The 16,303-nt window shown below is 57.8% G+C and carries 14 protein-coding genes; all 14 read left to right on the top strand.

Going from position 1 to position 16,303, the window contains the following annotated elements:
* Positions 1-92: 92 nt before the first annotated feature.
* The 14 genes from TAMC210_RS05055 to TAMC210_RS04990 all read left to right on the top strand — a co-directional run bounded on the left by TAMC210_RS05055 (position 93) and on the right by TAMC210_RS04990 (position 16,277).
* Positions 93-782 carry an RraA family protein gene (locus tag TAMC210_RS05055; protein WP_173297724.1) on the top strand — a complete coding sequence of 230 codons (690 nt, stop codon included), beginning with the start codon at positions 93-95 and terminating at the stop codon, positions 780-782.
* The gene (locus TAMC210_RS05050; protein WP_173297723.1) at positions 763-1,818 is read left to right on the top strand and encodes an Ldh family oxidoreductase; all 1,056 of its coding nucleotides are present in this window, start codon (positions 763-765) and stop codon (positions 1,816-1,818) included. Before TAMC210_RS05055 ends, TAMC210_RS05050 begins: the two co-directional genes overlap by 20 nt.
* Positions 1,819-1,981: 163 nt before the next feature.
* Positions 1,982-3,838, top strand: a complete 1,857-nt coding sequence (locus TAMC210_RS05045) for an aldehyde ferredoxin oxidoreductase family protein (RefSeq protein WP_173297722.1) — start codon at positions 1,982-1,984, stop codon at positions 3,836-3,838.
* Between the two features lie 31 nt (positions 3,839-3,869).
* A complete protein-coding gene (locus TAMC210_RS05040; protein WP_173297721.1) occupies positions 3,870-5,018 on the top strand; it encodes an iron-containing alcohol dehydrogenase in 1,149 nt (382 codons plus the stop codon).
* A 246-nt stretch (positions 5,019-5,264) separates the two neighbouring features.
* Positions 5,265-6,149 carry a 4-hydroxy-tetrahydrodipicolinate synthase gene (gene dapA / locus TAMC210_RS05035; RefSeq protein ID WP_173297720.1) on the top strand — a complete coding sequence of 295 codons (885 nt, stop codon included), beginning with the start codon at positions 5,265-5,267 and terminating at the stop codon, positions 6,147-6,149.
* 30 nt (positions 6,150-6,179) lie between these two features.
* The gene (locus TAMC210_RS05030) at positions 6,180-7,328 is read left to right on the top strand and encodes an iron-containing alcohol dehydrogenase (RefSeq protein WP_173297719.1); all 1,149 of its coding nucleotides are present in this window, start codon (positions 6,180-6,182) and stop codon (positions 7,326-7,328) included.
* A 14-nt stretch (positions 7,329-7,342) separates the two neighbouring features.
* Positions 7,343-8,095: an SDR family NAD(P)-dependent oxidoreductase gene (locus tag TAMC210_RS05025; protein ID WP_173297718.1), complete on the top strand. Its 753-nt coding sequence runs from the start codon at positions 7,343-7,345 to the stop codon at positions 8,093-8,095.
* A 226-nt stretch (positions 8,096-8,321) separates the two neighbouring features.
* Positions 8,322-9,353: a zinc-dependent alcohol dehydrogenase gene (locus TAMC210_RS05020; RefSeq protein WP_173297717.1), complete on the top strand. Its 1,032-nt coding sequence runs from the start codon at positions 8,322-8,324 to the stop codon at positions 9,351-9,353.
* An 8-nt stretch (positions 9,354-9,361) separates the two neighbouring features.
* Complete coding sequence (locus TAMC210_RS05015; RefSeq protein WP_173297716.1) at positions 9,362-10,399, top strand: zinc-dependent dehydrogenase; 1,038 nt, start codon at positions 9,362-9,364, stop codon at positions 10,397-10,399.
* 13 nt (positions 10,400-10,412) lie between these two features.
* Positions 10,413-11,213 (top strand): class I fructose-bisphosphate aldolase, encoded by an 801-nt coding sequence (locus tag TAMC210_RS05010; RefSeq protein ID WP_173297715.1) that lies wholly within the window; start codon positions 10,413-10,415, stop codon positions 11,211-11,213.
* Positions 11,214-11,229: 16 nt separating this feature from the next.
* Complete coding sequence (locus TAMC210_RS05005; protein ID WP_173297714.1) at positions 11,230-12,774, top strand: xylulokinase; 1,545 nt, start codon at positions 11,230-11,232, stop codon at positions 12,772-12,774.
* Entirely contained in the window at positions 12,755-13,222 is a 468-nt protein-coding gene (locus tag TAMC210_RS05000) for a hypothetical protein (RefSeq protein WP_173297713.1), read from the top strand. The genes TAMC210_RS05005 and TAMC210_RS05000 overlap by 20 nt, the downstream gene beginning before the upstream one ends.
* A 236-nt stretch (positions 13,223-13,458) precedes the next feature.
* A complete protein-coding gene (locus TAMC210_RS04995; RefSeq protein WP_173297712.1) occupies positions 13,459-14,895 on the top strand; it encodes an Nramp family divalent metal transporter in 1,437 nt (478 codons plus the stop codon).
* Between the two features lie 113 nt (positions 14,896-15,008).
* Entirely contained in the window at positions 15,009-16,277 is a 1,269-nt protein-coding gene (locus tag TAMC210_RS04990; RefSeq protein ID WP_173297711.1) for a lactate racemase domain-containing protein, read from the top strand.
* Positions 16,278-16,303 lie beyond the last annotated feature (26 nt).

The raw sequence follows: 16,303 nt of genomic DNA, 5'->3' as shown, positions 1-16,303 counted from the left end.
GTAACTTAAGGAACCATGGCCGTCACCTACGGATGGAAGAAGAAGTTTAGACTTTCACTAAATGCGCGGATATATTAAGGAGTGAGAATTAAATGGCCGCAGGTTTCCGCATTTACACCCGGGTTAAACGCCCGCCCCTCTCCCTCGCCGATGCCTTTCTCCCGTACTCTACTTGTAACATAGCCGACAACATGGGGAGAATGTTTTGCATGGATGCCGGGATAAAGCCGGTGCGGGAAGACGCCAAGCTGGCCGGTATAGCCTTTACGGTAAAGACGCGACCGGGAGATAATCTGCTGGTCCATAAAGCCCTGGATATGGCCGAGCCGGGGGACGTTATCATTGTGGACGCCCGGGGCGATATGACCAACGCCATACTGGGAGAAATTATGGCCCGTTATGCCCTGAAGAGGGGTCTTAGGGGATTGGTGGTAGACGGGGCTGTCCGGGATTGGGCGGGGATAAGGCGATTAGATTTGCCGGTTTTCGCCCGGGGCGCAAGCCCGCGGGGACCCTATAAAGACGGGCCCGGGGAGATAAACGTGCCGGTTTCTTGTGGGGGTGTGACGGTTTTCCCCGGGGATGTTATTGTGGGGGATGCGGACGGCGTGGTAGTAATACCCGCCGGCGAGGCGGAGGAAATCCTTCGCAAGACCAGGGAAGTGGCCCTCCGCGAACAGGCCATATTCCGGCAAGTTGAAGAGGGTACGTGGGACCGGGGGTGGATAGATGAAATCTTGAGGCAAAAAGGGTGTGAAATCCTTGAAACGCTATGGAGCTAGCGATTTGCTGGATTTTTGTACCGGCATACTTACCAGGTTGGGTGTGGGGGAAGAAGCGGCCAGACTTCTGTCCGACACCTTAGTGCAGGCTAATCTCCGGGGAGTAGATTCCCACGGCGTCACCCGCATGGGTATTTATGTGGAGAGGATACGGCGGGGATTGGTGGACCCCGGGGGGGAGCCGGAAATCATCAGGGACACGCCGGCCGTCGCCCTTATGGATGCCAGGAACACCCTGGGACAGGTAGCTTCTTACCGGGCCATGCGCCTGGCCATAGAGAAGGCCAAGGCAGTGGGAACCGGGATGGTGGGCGTGCGGGGCTCCAACCACTTCGGTGCTGCGGCCTACTACACCATGTGCGCCTTAAAGGAGGATTTAATAGGCATAGCCCTGTCCAACGCCCCGGCCACTATGGCCCCCTGGGGGGCGCGCGCTCCTTACATGGGAACCAATCCCCTTTCGGTGGCCGTGCCCGCCAAGGGGAGGCTGCCCATTGTATTCGATATGGCCACTAGTATTGTAGCCCGGGGGAAGATTATCCTTGCCGCTCAAAAAGGGGAAAGCATCCCTGAGGGATGGGCTATGGATGCAGAAGGCCGCATCACCACCGATGCCGAGAAGGCCCTGGAAGGGGCCGTGTTACCCTTCGGCGGGGCCAAGGGTTCGGCCATTGCCATCCTGATAGATGTTTTTGCCGGTATACTTACGGGTGCGGCCTTCGGGCCCCACATAGGCGACCTATATCGTAATCTGGAGGGCAGGCAGAATTTGGGTCATGTTTTTGCCGCCGTCGATCCCGGCGTCTTCGGCGACACCGACGAGTTTAAAAACCGTATAGCTCAAATGATCGACGAGATAAAAGGGCTGCCGCCGGCCTACGGGGTTGAGGAGGTCCTGCTCCCGGGAGAAATCGAATTCCGCACGGCGGAGAGGAGAAGGAGGGAGGGGATCCCCCTGGAGCCCGAAGTAGAAGAAATGCTCCTCGGGTTAGGGCGGGAGTTCGGGGTACCGTGGATAACGCCCGTAGGACCGTGAGCAAAGAGGGGGCCGCCCTGGCGGCTTCTTTAGTCGCTCGCTTTCAAGCCAAGGCAGGCCTCTACCCCCAAAAGTGGGGATAACTCAGGGGATCGCCGGGTGGCGGAGAAGTAAACCGCTTTCCCTTCCGGCGGAGAAAATTCGACTAAGGGGGGTAAAACCCGTGTACGGCTACAACGGGAAGGTTGCCGTGGTGGATCTCACCACCAGAACCGTACAGGAGAAACCTTTGACTTCCGAAGAGGCCCGGAAGTTTATAGGAGGCAGCGGCCTCGGGGCTTATTATTTGGCTCGTCATTTCAAGGAGCATTCCGGGGATGCAGCGGTAGATCCTTTCAGTCCGGAGAACCCCCTTATCTTCACCGTAGGACCTTACGTCGATACGCCGGTACCGTGCAGCGGGCGCCATGCAGTTACCACCCTGTCTCCCCTCACGGGCATCTTTGCCGAGTCCGACATCGGGGGTTCCTGGGGCGTGGCCTTTAAACGGGCGGGCTATGATGGCCTAATTGTCACCGGCCGGGCCGATTCTCCCGTCTATATCCTGGTGGCAGGGGGCCGGGTCAGCATACACGACGCTGCCGCCTACTGGGGCAAAGATACCTTTGCCACTTACGAGCAGCTGAAGGGGGCCACCGGCGGGGAGGTAACCTGCATTGGGCCGGCGGGGGAAAGGCTCGTCAGGTATGCGTCCATTATGAGCGACGGCAGGGACGCCAGGGCGGCGGGCCGCTGCGGTGTGGGTGCGGTTATGGGCTCCAAAAACCTCAAAGCCGTGGTGGCCAGGGGAAATAAACGTACCGATGTATGGGACAGGTCGGGTTTGGTGGCTGCGGTTAAGGCCATGATCCCCCGGATACGCCAGGGCAACGCCGGTATGACGCGGTACGGTACCGCAGGAGGGGTTATTACCCACGAAAGCTACGGGAACTTTCCCTTACAGAACTGGCGGCTGGGCCGGTGGCCGGAAGGCGTGGAAAAGATATCCGGCCAGCGCATAGAGCAGACCATCTTTGTGGGAAGGTACTACTGTCATGGCTGTGTTATAGGTTGTGGGAAAAAAATACGCATAAAGGAGGGGAGGTACGCGGGAGTAGAGGGCGCAGGGCCGGAATACGAGACTTTAGGTTGTCTGGGCGGGATGTGCCTCATAGACGATCTCGAAGCTATAGCCTACGCCAACGAACTCTGCAACCGTTACGGCATGGACACCATCTCCGCCGGTAACACCATTGCCTTTGCTATGGAGGCCTTCGAAAAGGGCCTTATCGGCGAAGGCGATACAGGGGGGGTGAAACTCACCTGGGGCAATGCCGATGCCATGGTGGAAATGGTGCGGCAGATAGGCGAGAGGACGGGTTTAGGTAAGCTCTTGGGGGAAGGAGCCAAGCGGGCCGCGGAAGCCCTAGGGGGGCTGGCCGTGGAATTTGCCCATCATGTTAAAGGGCTGGAATTTCCTGCCCATGATCCCCGGGCCTTCAACGGGGTAGCCCTGGCCTATGCCACCTCCAACAGGGGGGCCTGTCACCTCCAGGCCTTTACCCATCCCTTTGAGCGGGTGGTAAAGATGCCCGAACTGGGATATGAAGAGCCCCACGACCGCCTGGCGGTGGAGGGCAAGGGGGAATTTGTGGCGCGGTTACAAAACCTGATGTCCATGGTGGACTCCCTCAAAATATGTAAGTTCGTGTTCAATGGCGGTGTCCAGGTAAGTCACCTCACCTCGTGGTTGAACTCCATTACCGGCTGGAACATAAGCCCTCAGGAATTCCTCGAGACGGGGGAACGGTTGTTTACCCTGAAAAGAATGTTCAATGTTCGGTACTGCGGGATTAGCAGGAAAGACGACACTCTGCCGCCTCGTCCTTTAACCTGCAAACGGCGGGGTGAGGGTGTAACCGTCAACTTGCCCCCCCTGGGCCGTATGTTGAGCGACTACTATGAATGCCGCGGGTGGGACGAGATAGGGATACCTACCCGGGAAGTACTGGAGCGGCTGGACATAGCAGACCTTTTCTAAAGCTTAAACGCCATGGTCGGGAGTTGGGAGCATGCTATATACTTACAAACTTCCCACGGAACTAATATTCGGCGCAGGAAGCCTAAAAGCGTTACCGGCGAAACTGCGGGAATTGGGAAAAGAACCCATTTTTGTGGTTACGGACCGAGGGGTTAAGGCTGCGGGGATTTTGGAGAGGGTACTAAGAATTTTGGAGGAGGAACAATTTAAGGTTTCCGTTTATGATGCAATTGAAGGAGAGCCCACTACCGATTTGGTGGAAGGGGTGACGGAGGAAGTCAGGCAATCCGGTGCCCAATTGGTGCTGGGCGTGGGTGGAGGCAGCGCCCTGGATACGGCGAAAGCCGTCGCCGCCATGGCAACCAATGGGGGTAAGATCTTCGATTACGCGGGTATAGGGAAGATAAAGAATGAACCCCTTCCGATAGTAGCCATACCCACCACCGCCGGCACCGGCAGCGAGGCTACCATGTGGGCGGTCGTTACCGACAGGGAGGCCAGGGTAAAGACCGGTATAGGGAGTTATAAACTAATGCCCGTCTTTGCCGTCCTTGATCCCGAGCTAACTATAACTATGCCTCCGCGGGTAACGGCCGCCTCGGGCCTGGACGCCCTGTGCCATGCCATTGAGTCCTATGTGTGCACGGCCACCCAACCCATATCTGAAGCCCTGGCCCTCCAGGCCATCAAACTTATTGCCCGCAGCCTGCGGAAGGCCGTAGCCAACGGCCGGGACCTGAAGGCCAGGGCAGACATGCTCTACGCCAGCACTATCGCGGCCTTGGCCTTTAACGTGACCAGGCTGGGGATAGCCCATGCCCTCGCTTCGCCCTTGGGTGCGCACTTCGGGGTGCCCCACGGAATCGCCAATGCTATTCTTCTTCCCCATGTCATGGAATATAACTTAATAGGCGCACCGGAAAAATTCGCCGACATTGCCGCAGCCTTAGGGGAGGACGCCTCCCACCTGCCTCCCATGGAAGCCGCCCGCAAAGGGGTGAAGGCGGTTGAAGAATTAACAAAGGATGTGGGTATAACCGACAAATTAAGCAGTTACGGGGCTACGGAGGATAAATTAGGTTCGATAGTGGAGGAGGCTATAACCAGCGGGAATATAGCGGTCAATCCCCGCCGGCCCGAACCCGGGGATTTGCTGGCGATATGCAAGAAAATCCTGTAGGGGGTACCCCGGGGTTAATTGCGGTTCCCTTTAAGGTTTCGGCTTCTTTCGAAATTCCTTTTTAACAAAAGTACAAACGGATTGATAAATTAGGTGAGAAATTATTGAGAAAAGACTGCAAGAAAGTTATCTAGACACCATTCGCAATTAGCCACCTTCCTTGCCATGCGTACCGGCATGGAACTTGCAAAAAGGTTCTAGTGGGTTGTCCGGGAAAGTGAACACCCATTGGGAGGTGAAGGAGGATTGCGGGGGATTTACGCTCCCATTGCCACGCCCTTTGAAGGGGAAGAAGTGGCGTATGACAAGTTGGAGGCCAATTTACAATTCTGGGTGGCTTCCAAGCTGGCGGGTATTGTGGTTTTGGGTTCCAACGGCGAGTTCGTACTCCTAGACCCTGCAGAAAAGGAGAGGCTCATTAGTTTTTGCTGCGAAAAGGTGGCGGGCCGCAAAGCGGTGGTGGCCGGTACGGGCGCCGAATCTACCCGGGAGACGGTAAGGCTTTCCAAGAAGGCGGCGGCAGCAGGGGTCGATGCAGTGCTGGTGGTGACTCCCAGCTATTACAAGGGCAGTTATAACGACAGGGCCCTCAAAAAATACTTCTTCGACGTGGCCGATGCCTCCCCTGTGCCGGTGATCCTCTACAACATGCCGCGGAATACCGGCATTAATATGTCTTCCAGGCTGGTAGCCGAACTGGCTGCCCATCCCAACATTATCGGCATCAAGGACAGCGGGGGCAATATCGTACAGATCGCCGAGATTATCAACAACACCCCACCTGATTTCGCCGTTTTTGCCGGTTCGGCGAGTTTTTTGCTGCCGGCCCTGGCCTTGGGAGCCAGGGGTGGTACCCTGGCCTTAGCCAACGTGCTGCCCAATGAATGCGCCCAAGTACAGGAATATTATGAGGCCGGAGATATGGAAGCCGCCCGGGTTCTGCAACTGAAACTCCTGGAAATCAACGCCGCGGTGACCACTCGCTGGGGTGTGGCGGGCCTCAAGGCGGCCATGGACATGGTGGGTCTTTACGGTGGGGACCCGCGCCCGCCTTTGTTGCCCTTGGCCCCGGAAGAGCGGGAGGAACTCCGGAACATCCTAGTGCGTACCGGACTGGTAGAAATCCGCTAAGGGGTTAATCTTCCCGGGAGGTGGGGGACTGTGTTAGGGGTCTACAAACTTCCTACCGAGCTTTTTTTCGGATGCGGTGCGTCCAGGCACACAGGGGAAAAGCTTAAAGAGTTGGGGGCCAGCAAGGTATTCGTAGTTTGTGATCCGGGGGTAAAGCAGGCCGGGTTGCTGAAGGGAATAACGACCTCCTTAAAAGAGGCCGGCCTGGAGTTTACGGTATACGAAGACATCAAACCCGAGCCCACCAGCGACATAATCGAAGTGGGTACGGAGTATCTCAGGAAGAGCGGTTGTGATGTAGTTTTGGGGGTAGGCGGCGGGAGTGCCCTCGATTGCGCTAAAGCCTTTGCGGCCATGGTTACCAATGAGGGACGGATCACAGATTACACCGGCGTCGGCAAGCTGAAAAACAAACCCCTTCCCGTAGTGGCCGTCCCCACTACGGCCGGGACGGGCAGTGAGATCACCATGTTCACTGTCATCACAGATGCCCAGACCAAAATGAAGGCGCCGGTGGGTAGCTACATGCTCATGCCGGTGCTGGCCATCCTGGATCCCGAATTGACGGTGGGCTTACCCCCCCATTTAACTGCCTCTACGGGTATGGATGCCCTTACCCACGCCGTGGAATCTTACGTCAACGTTAACAGCCACTATATTTCCGAAGCCTTGGCCCTCCAGGCCATCAAGCTTATAGCCCGGAGCCTCCGGAAGGCGGTGGCCAGGGGTACCAACCTACAAGCCAGGGAAGACATGCTCATGGCCAGCACCATAGCCGCCCTGGCCTTCAATTCCACCCGGCTGGGTCTGGTCCATGCCATGTCACAACCCGCCGGAGCCCATTTCGGCATTCCCCACGGCTTGAGCAACGCCATCCTGTTGCCCCACGTGATGGAATATAACCTGATGGGTAACCCGGAGAAGTTTGCCGAAATCGCCGCCCTTTTCGGTGAGCCCACCGGAGGCCTGCCCGTTATGGAAGCCGCCGCTAGGTCGGTAAAGGCGGTTAAGGAGTTAATGGCCGACATAGGCATAGTTGAAGGGCTGGGTGCTTTCGGTGTCCGGGAAGAGCACCTGGGTATGCTGGCCGATGAAGCACTAACCAGTGGGAACGTTCCCCTCAATCCGCGCCAGCCGTCCAAGGGAGACATCATCGAGATCTACAAAAAGGCTTTGTAACGAGGGTGATTTTTATGGGTGAGTTCACGGGCCGGGTCGCCTTGGTGACGGGCGGGAGTAAGGGTATAGGCAGGGCTACGGTTCGCCGGTTCTGCCAGGAAGGAGCCGCTTGCGTTATCGTCAACCGCAGTGAGGCCGAAGGGCGGGACTGCGCGGCGGAGCTGGCGCAGCAGGGCTACCGGGCGGTGGCTATAGCGGCCGATGTTTCCAAGGGTGAGGACATCAGGCGGATGGTAAAGGCGGTTCTCGAAGAGTTTGACCGAATCGACATCCTGGTTAACTGCGCCGGAGTCAATATCCGCAAGCCGGCCGTGGAGTACACGGAGGAAGATTGGAATTTCATGGTGGACATCAATCTCAAGGGGACCTTTTTCACCTGCCTGGAGGTGGGCAGGCACATGATTGAGCGGGGAGGAGGTGCCATTGTCAACCTAGCCTCCATCCAGAGCGAGGAAGTCCTGCCCGAGCGCTCCATTTATGCGGCCACCAAGGGCGGTGTGAGGCAGCTGACTAAAGCCCTGGCCGTAGAGTGGGCTAAATACAATATAAGGGTAAACGCCGTCTCCCCGGCTTTTATCAGCACTCCCATGGTGGAAAGGGTACTGGCCGACCCTAAGTGGCACCAACTGATTACCTCGCGCACCCTTTTGGGGAGGCCGGGCTCGCCGGAGGAAGTGGCGGAAGTCATTCTCTTCCTGGCCTCTCCCCGGGCCAGCTACATCACAGGGGCCAATATCCTGGTGGACGGCGGCTGGACGGCGGGCTAGCCGACAAGTAAAGGGGCCGCTCGTGAGAAATGCTGTGATAAAAACGTGAGAAATAGGGTGAGAAAGCCATGCCCGGCAAACCTATACGGCCCGAGAATTGAATAAGGACAAGTGGTGGCATGGTACGTGCAATACAATTTTTCCAAGGAACAAAGGTGTATGACAACTTACCATTACCAGTAGCTTCCACCAGAGCCCTAAACCGGAGATGTTAGGGGGTACCCAGGTGAGGGTAGCCGTATTAAGAGGTGTAAGGAATATCGTTATCGAGGAGCGGCCGGAACCCCGGCCCGGACCGGGCGAGGCTTTGATTAAAGTTAAAGCCGTGGGCATATGCGGCAGCGACCTTCACCTTTACGGCCGCGGCCGCATAGGCAATACAACCTTAAGTAGACCCTTGGTACTGGGGCATGAAATTGCCGGTGAAGTGGTCGACGTGGGCGCGGGGGTGAGCCCGGACCTCCTCGAAACCGGGGTAGTGTTGGAGCCCGGATACTCCTGCGGGCAATGCGAATTTTGCAAAGAGGGAAGATATAACCTCTGTCCCTCCCAGCGGTTCATGGGCATCGGGGAAGAAGACGGGGGAATGGCCGAATTCGTTGCGTGGCCGGTTACCCACCTCTACAAAATACCTGCAGGTTTGAGCTTCAGGGCGGCTACTCTGGTAGAACCGCTGGCCATAGCCTGCCAGGCCGTGTCCCACGGCCTGGCCCGCCCCGGAACGGCGGTGGGAGTAATCGGCTGCGGGCCGGTGGGGCTGTCCACCGTCCTGGCCGCCCATAGCCTCGGCTGTGAGGTACATGCCGTCGAGGTCTATACGCGGCGCCTGGGCAAGGCCGGCGAACTGGGGGCCGAATACCTGTATGGCGGCCATCCTTCCACGGCGGAGGAGATCAGGGCCAACACCCGGGGTAGGGGTTTGGATGTCGTCTACGAAACTTCAGGGAGCAGGGAGGGAGTGGAACTGGCCTTGAAGGCCGTCAGGCGGGGAGGACGGGTGGTCTTCGTGGGCATAGGAGGGGGCGAGGTTCCCTTAAACATAGATATCATTACCCGCACCGGCCTTTCCCTGGTGGGGAGCTTCCGCTACGTAAACCAATTCCCCGCGGCCTTAAGCCTCGGTCGTCGATACGGAGATAAACTGGAAGGCCTCGTAACCCATACCTTCCCATTGTCGCAGGTGGGGGAGGCCCTGGAATTCACCATTAATAACAGGGCAGAAGTTATCAAAAGCGTGATAGTAGTACAGGAGGCATAAAAGATCCCATGTTAGCGGCAGTCCTTTACGGCCCGGGCCACCTGGAGGTCACCGATTACCCGGAGCCCGTTATCGGAGACGAAGAGATTCTCGTCAAGGTGGGGACCGCGGCCATATGCGGGACGGATTTGCGCATTATCGCGGGCAAGAAAACCCGCGGAGTTCGCTACCCTTCGGTGATAGGCCACGAGTTTGCCGGTGAGGTGGCCGCCGTTGGGGCCGGGGTAAAAGACTTTAAACCCGGGCAGGGGGTCGCCGTGGCGCCCATAATACCCTGCCGGAACTGCCTGTACTGCCGGACGGGCCTGGAGAATGTATGCGCCAACCGGCAGGCCCTGGGATATGAATTCGACGGAGGTTTTGCGGAATACGTGCGGATACCCGCCGTCGCCCTGGCCAGCGGCAACGTATTCCACCTCCCCCCCGGCGTGAGCCCGGAGGAGGCAGCCTTGCTTGAACCCCTCTCCTGCTGCCTGAACGGCCAGAGGAAAGTCGGTGTGGGGGCCGGGGATGCGGTACTCATTATGGGGTCCGGCCCCATAGGCCTTATGCATCTTATGCTGGCCCGGGCCAAGGGGGCCGGCAAAATAGTAGTCAGCGAGCTTTCGGCCCGGCGCCGCAGGTTAGCCTTAGAAGCAGGGGCGGACGTCGTGGTAGACCCGGCCGAGATGTCCCTAGCCGAGGTGGCGCGGCGCGAAACGGACATGGGCTTTGACGTGGCCATCATGGCCGTAGGGGTGCCGGGCCAGGTTAACGACGTTTTTAAAGCCGTGCGCAAGGGAGGTAGGGTCAGCCTTTTCGCCGGCTTCCCGGAAGGGGAAACGAGCGTTATCGACGCCAACACCATCCACTACAACGAAATATTGGTTACGGGGGCCAGCGCCTCGACTCGCCAGGACTTTATCCAGGCCATGCACCTGGTAAAGGCCGGGCGGATAGACTTAAAGCAGCTTATATCCCACCGGTTTGCCCTGAAGGACATAGCTCAAGCCCTGGAAGTGGCGCGTTCGGGGGAGGGCCTTAAAGTAATAATCGAACCCCGCTAAGGAGGAAGGGTCCATGGAATTAGGAAAACAGATTCGCCTGGAACGGCTGCTGAATAGCAGGTCTAAACGAATATTCGTAGTGGCCTTTGACCACGGCGTGAACAGGGGAGTGCTGCCGGGGATAGAGAATGTCGGCGCAAAGCTTAAAGCAGTGGTGGAGGCGGGGGTGGATGCCGTAACCCTGAACAAGGGCATAGCCGCGCGGCTGTTTCACCCCTATGCCGGGAGGGTGGCCCTCATAATGAAGGCTTCGGGGTTTTCGCCCTTTCACAAGAACTATGACGTCACCTACGCCGACGCGGAGGAGGCCATAAGGTTAGGGGCCGATGCCATATCGGTGGGGGTCATGCTGGGCGACGAAAGACAGCCCGAAATGTTAAAGGAACTGGGACGCATATCTAAAGAAGCCGCCAGCCTGGGCCTTCCCCTGATAGCCCATATCTACCCCGGGGGCAACCTCATACCCGAAGAAGAGCGTTACAAAGTCGAGCATATAAGCTACTGCGCCCGGGTTGGCGCCGAGCTGGGAGTAGATATTATCAAGACCTGGTACACGGGATCTCCCGAAACCTTTGCCCGGGTGGTGGAGGCCTGCCCCGCCAGGGTGGTAGTGGCGGGAGGGCCCAAAATGGATAGTGCGCGGGAACTATTCCAGATGACCTACGATGCCCTAAGGGCGGGCGCGGCCGGCGTCACCTACGGCCGCAACATCTGGCAGCACGACAACATCCCTGGCATCGTACGGGCCTTGCAAAGCATAATTCACGAAGGGAAGACGCCGGAAGAAGCCGTAGCCCTACTGGAAGAAAAATAAAGGGGAAGTGAACTAAGTGGAGGCGCGGGAACTTCTCCTCGGTATAGACGTGGGTGGCGGAGGCGTCAAGGTAGGAGCTTTTAACCTTGACGGCCGGCTCGTGGCCCTGGCTACGGAGCCCCTGGACCTCTCCTTCCCCGGCCCGGGGTGGGCCGAATCCCACCCCGGGGACTGGCTGGAAAAAATACGAATCTGCATGGACAGAATAAAGGAGAAAATCCGCGACCGCGAAGTCGTAGGCATAGGTCTAAGCAACATGTGCCCTTCCCTGGTGGCCCTAAATGACGCCGGTGAGCCCCTGCGTCCCGCCATCCTCTACCTGGATACCCGGTCCTGGCAGGAAGCTTCTGCCATTCAAGAACGCAGGCCCCTGGAGTGGTTTCTCCAAGAGAGCGGGAATAGGGTGGCGGCGGGTACCATATCCGGTACCAGTATTCGCTGGCTGAAGGAGCACGAGCCGGAAGTTTACCGGTCAACCAGGTTCTTTGGACACGCCAATACCTACCTGGCAGGAGCCCTGACAGGAAGGTTCGGGATAGATTATTCCAATGCTTCCCTCACCGGCCTCTTCAACCAGCGAACTACCTTGAAGTGGTCCCCGACCCTTTGCGAAGCCTACGAGGTAGAAATGACCAAGTTGCCCGAACTTATCCCCTCCCACGAAAGGGTAGGCCGACTAGACGAAAGGGGCGCCGAGATACTGGGGTTGCCCACGGGTATACCGGTGGCCATGGGAGGAGCGGACAGCGCCTGTTCTGCCTTTGCCGCAGGAATTACAGAAGAAGGGGACGTCTTTGAGACTTCAGGCACTTCAGACGTCCTGGCCGTATGTTTTGCCAAGCCCCTTTTCGAAGCGCGGTTTCTCAACCGGTGCCACGTAGTTCCTGGGAGGTGGCTGGGCATGGGAGCCATGGTGGCGGTAGGCGCGGCCTTCCGGTGGGCGAGGGATGTCCTGGGTTCCACGGAAAAACACGTGGCCGAATTGAGCGGGCTGGACGCCTACGACGTGCTGTGCGCGGAAGCCGCCCGTTCGCGGCCGGGGGCCCGGGGGGTAGTATTCCTCCCCTATATGTCGGGTGAGAGAAGCCCCATCTGGGACCCTCATGCCAGGGGAATATTCTTCGGGCTTCACCTCAAAACCACTAAGAACGACCTTATCCGGGCGGTTCTCGAAGGCGGGAGCTACGGCTTAAAGGCTAACTTGGAAGTGGCGGAAGAACTGTTGGGGAGGGAAGTGAAAACCATTGCAGTGGTGGGAAAGGGAGGTAAGAACGATTTTTGGGCTCAACTGAGGGCGGATATCACCGGCAAGGAGATAAGGGTGTTGGAATTCCACGAGACGGCCGTCCTTGGCGCCGCCATGCTGGGAGGGATGGCCGCCAGCGTGTACGGTGACTATAAAGACGCCCTGCGGGCGGCGGTAAAGGGATACAAATCATATTTTCCTAATTACCAGAATAAGGATATATATAAGGCTGCTTATAAGTTATATAAAAGCTTATATCCGCGCCTTAAAGACTGTTTCCGGGAGTTGAAGGAAATTGAGGCGCAGTACTACTAGCCAGAAGCCACGGGGATTGCTCCTGGCCCGGGGGATAGCCCTGGCAGGCTTTGCCGGCTTAGCCCTGAGCACCCTCATGGAGGGTAACTACTTCCTGGCCGCCCTTTTCGCCTTGCTATCGCTGTACTACCTGAATAAGCTCCTCCGGCAGCGCGACGGTGGGCCTGCTCCGCAAACCGAGGCGCGGGTCCGGACCGGTAGCCTTTATCCCGCTGCGGCCAAGGCCGAGCTGGCCGAGATGCTCGCCTACTACCGCCGTCTGGAAAAGGGGTGGAGGAACATCGCCATCGCCGGCTGGGTGGTAACCGGGCTGATGGCCGCCTTTTTCCGGACGCCTTTTATCCTGATAATTCTGGCCCTGGTGAGTTACGCTACTTACGCTTTCTTAAGGTGCCGGAAGGCGGTCAGCCTCATCGAAGGAACGGTGGGCCGGGCCGGAGAAACGTAGCGGGTCTCCCACCGCAAAACGGCGGTTATAGGCGGGGACCGAGGGACCGGGGTCGGCGGCCAGGCCAAAGGCCTTAAGGGGCCAAAAGAGAGGAGGGGGGTGGTTCCTTACGTATTGGGGCAAAGGAGGTGATGGCAGCGCCGTAGGGGATCGCGATGAAACTAACGGGAAGTGGTCCTCCGATGTCTGATTTAAAACTAAAAAAGTAAAAAGCCAAATTTTAGGAGGTGCACGAATTGGCCAATAGCCTGTTTAAGTATCCGGAGCCCGATCCGCGGCTCAAGATGGGATGGAAAGGGCTTCTGGCCTTCCTCGGACCGGGCTTCATCCTGGCTTCGGCGACCGTAGGAAGCGGCGAGGTCTTTTTCGCTCCCCGCGGGGGCGCCCTTTTCGGCTACGCCGTACTCTGGTGCCTCCTACTGGGCGCCCTCTCCAAAGGGTTCATGGCCATTAGCGGTACTCGTTATGTGGTCTTAACGGGCGAGCACCCCATGACGCGCTGGGGTCAGATCTTTCCCGGCCCCAAGAACTGGTTTCCCGTTATGATGGGCATATTGACCATAATTTGTTTCCCCTCCTGGGTGGGCGGGCTCGCCAACTTATTGGGGGATATTACTACCAAGTGGACGGGTGTCCTGGGTATTAAGTGGTGGGCGACCATCTATATCATAGGGACTTTAATTATTGCGGTTATAGGCAGCTACAACTGGGTGGAGAAGGCCCAGACCACCATTGTCGTCACCATGGTAGTAGCCTTTCTGGTAGGGGTTTTTGCGGCCAGGCCGGATTGGGTCCAGGCCTTCCTGGGGCTTTTCCCCACCATCCCCTCCGGCTATGAGCCGTGGGTCATCGAAAAGTATCCCGACGTGGCCAACCGCAAGCTGTGGATAGAGCTGGTGGGTTACGTGGGGGCCATAGGCGGCGGCACTTATGACTACATCGGATATGTGGGACTCTACCGCAATAAGGGGTGGGGAGCCCTGGGCCTGCCCAACCTGGCGGAAATCCAGGAGAAACTATTGGCTGCCGATCCCAAGGCAAAATTCGCCCTGCCCGTGGAAGAAGAAGAGGTGAAGAAGGCCCGGACCTGGCTCAGGGCCCCGGCGACGGACGCCGTGGTGAGCTTCGGCGCCCTGCTGATAATCACGGCGGCGGTTACCATCCTGGGCGCTACCTTGCTCCATCCCGCCCAGCTCGTGCCGGCGGGCACCCAGCTCATGGAACACCAGGCTTTGTTCCTAACCCAGCTTCATCCTTCCCTCCTTTACCTGTACTACGTCGGTATATGGTGCGCCCTTTGGGGGACCATCTACAGTGTTTTCGAGCTGTATCCGGCCACTACCTACGAATCCTTTGCTCCGGCCTTCAAAGTTATCCGCGATGCCGGTAAAGACGGAATAGCCAAGTGGGTATGGGCCTACATGGTCCTGGCCGGGCTGGCCTACAACTGGTTGGGCCTGACCTTTACCACTATGGTAACCTACGCGACCATGATAGGCGGCAGCCTGACCTGCGGGATCTGGTGCCTGGCCCAGGTATGGACGGAGAGGAAGGTTCTTCCCAAAGAATACCACATGGGTCCCGTCCTCACCACCTGTGTTATCCTCTCCGGCCTCTTCCTGCTGGGTATGGCCGTGATCTCCATCATGCAGCAGTTCGGCCTGATCAAGTAGGGTTCCAGGCAGGGATTACCTTAAGGGGGGTGCAAGGGGGTTAATGTTAACGGCCTGCGAGGGCGGTGACATTAACTCCCTCCTTCATGTTCCATGGGAATGGGGGTTTACGGATGCGCATAGAAGGATTGGAAGGGGTAGTTTTGCCCCGGATGTATCGCATTAAGCAGACCTTTCCCGATCTGGCCCTCCGGGATGTACCGGGGAAGGTCAGGGAGGAAATAGCCCGGACGGGGTTTCGCAATAGAGTGGCCGGGGGTAAAAGGGTGGCCGTAGCCGTGGGGAGCCGGGGGATTAACAATATCGCCCTTATAGTCAAGACCGTGGTAGAAGAGATAAAGAGATACGGGGGCAAGCCCTTCATACTCCCGGCCATGGGCAGTCACGGCGGGGCCACGGCCGAAGGTCAAAGGGAGGTGCTGGAGAGCTACGGTATTACCGAAGAATACACCGGGGCTCCGATAGTTTCTTCCATGGAAGTGGTGTCCCTGGGCAAGACGGCCAAAGGTGTCGAAGTGTTTATGGATAAGGAGGCTTACGGTGCCGACGCCATTGTGGCCATCAACCGCATAAAGCTGCACACGGACTTCCGCGGCGAGATCGAGAGCGGGGTGTTGAAGCTTTTGGCCATAGGGCTAGGTAAGCACAAGGGAGCGGCCAACATACACCGGTACGGGGCGTGGGGCTTGAAGGAACACATTCCCGAAGTGGCCCGGGTAATGATAGAGAAAGGGCCGGTGGCCTTAGGCATAGGTATAGTAGAGGATGCCTACGACCACACGGCCATCATAGAAGCCATGGAACCGCGGGACATAGAAGAGAGAGAGAAGGAGTTGCTTAAGAAGCAGCGGGAGCTAATGCCTTCGTTGCCTGTGGACAAGATAGACGTGCTCATAGTAGACGAGATGGGGAAAAACGTGAGCGGTTGCGGCATGGATACCAATGTGATAGGGAGGATCAAGATTAAAGGGGTGCCGGATCCCGAAAGACCGGATATACAGGTGGTAGTAGTGTTGGACCTTACCGAGGAGAGCCACGGTAATGCCGTAGGCATAGGCCTGGCGGACCTTACCACCAGGAGGCTGGTAAACAAAATAGATTTCGAGCAAATGTATGCCAACTGCATAACCTCCACCTTTCCGGAGAGGGGAAAAGTACCGGTCACCATGGATACCGATGAACTGGCCATCAAGACGGCCTTCCTGTGGATAGGGCCGATAGACGGCCGGGAGGCCAAGGTGATCCGGATAAAGAATACCTTGGAACTGAGCGATATGTACGTTTCCGAGGCCTGCCTGGAGGAACTCAAGGGACGCTCGGATATAGTCGTCCTGGAAGGCCCGGTAGAACTGCAATTCGACGCGGAGGGGAATCTGGTTTAAAGGGACGTAGTAAGCCGAGGGAGGGG

The organism is Thermanaeromonas sp. C210 (assembly GCF_013167955.1).
Taxonomy (GTDB): domain Bacteria; phylum Bacillota; class DSM-521; order Neomoorellales; family Neomoorellaceae; genus UBA12545.
This window is presented reverse-complemented; position numbering and strand designations above follow the sequence as displayed.

Coding starts and splice junctions, on each gene's coding strand:
- TAMC210_RS05055 (WP_173297724.1), top strand. CDS start 93: ATGGCCGCAGGTTTCCGCATTTACACCCGGGTTAAACGCCCGCCCCTC.
- TAMC210_RS05040 (WP_173297721.1), top strand. CDS start 3,870: ATGCTATATACTTACAAACTTCCCACGGAACTAATATTCGGCGCAGGA.
- TAMC210_RS05025 (WP_173297718.1), top strand. CDS start 7,343: ATGGGTGAGTTCACGGGCCGGGTCGCCTTGGTGACGGGCGGGAGTAAG.
- TAMC210_RS05015 (WP_173297716.1), top strand. CDS start 9,362: ATGTTAGCGGCAGTCCTTTACGGCCCGGGCCACCTGGAGGTCACCGAT.
- TAMC210_RS05010 (WP_173297715.1), top strand. CDS start 10,413: ATGGAATTAGGAAAACAGATTCGCCTGGAACGGCTGCTGAATAGCAGG.
- TAMC210_RS04990 (WP_173297711.1), top strand. CDS start 15,009: ATGCGCATAGAAGGATTGGAAGGGGTAGTTTTGCCCCGGATGTATCGC.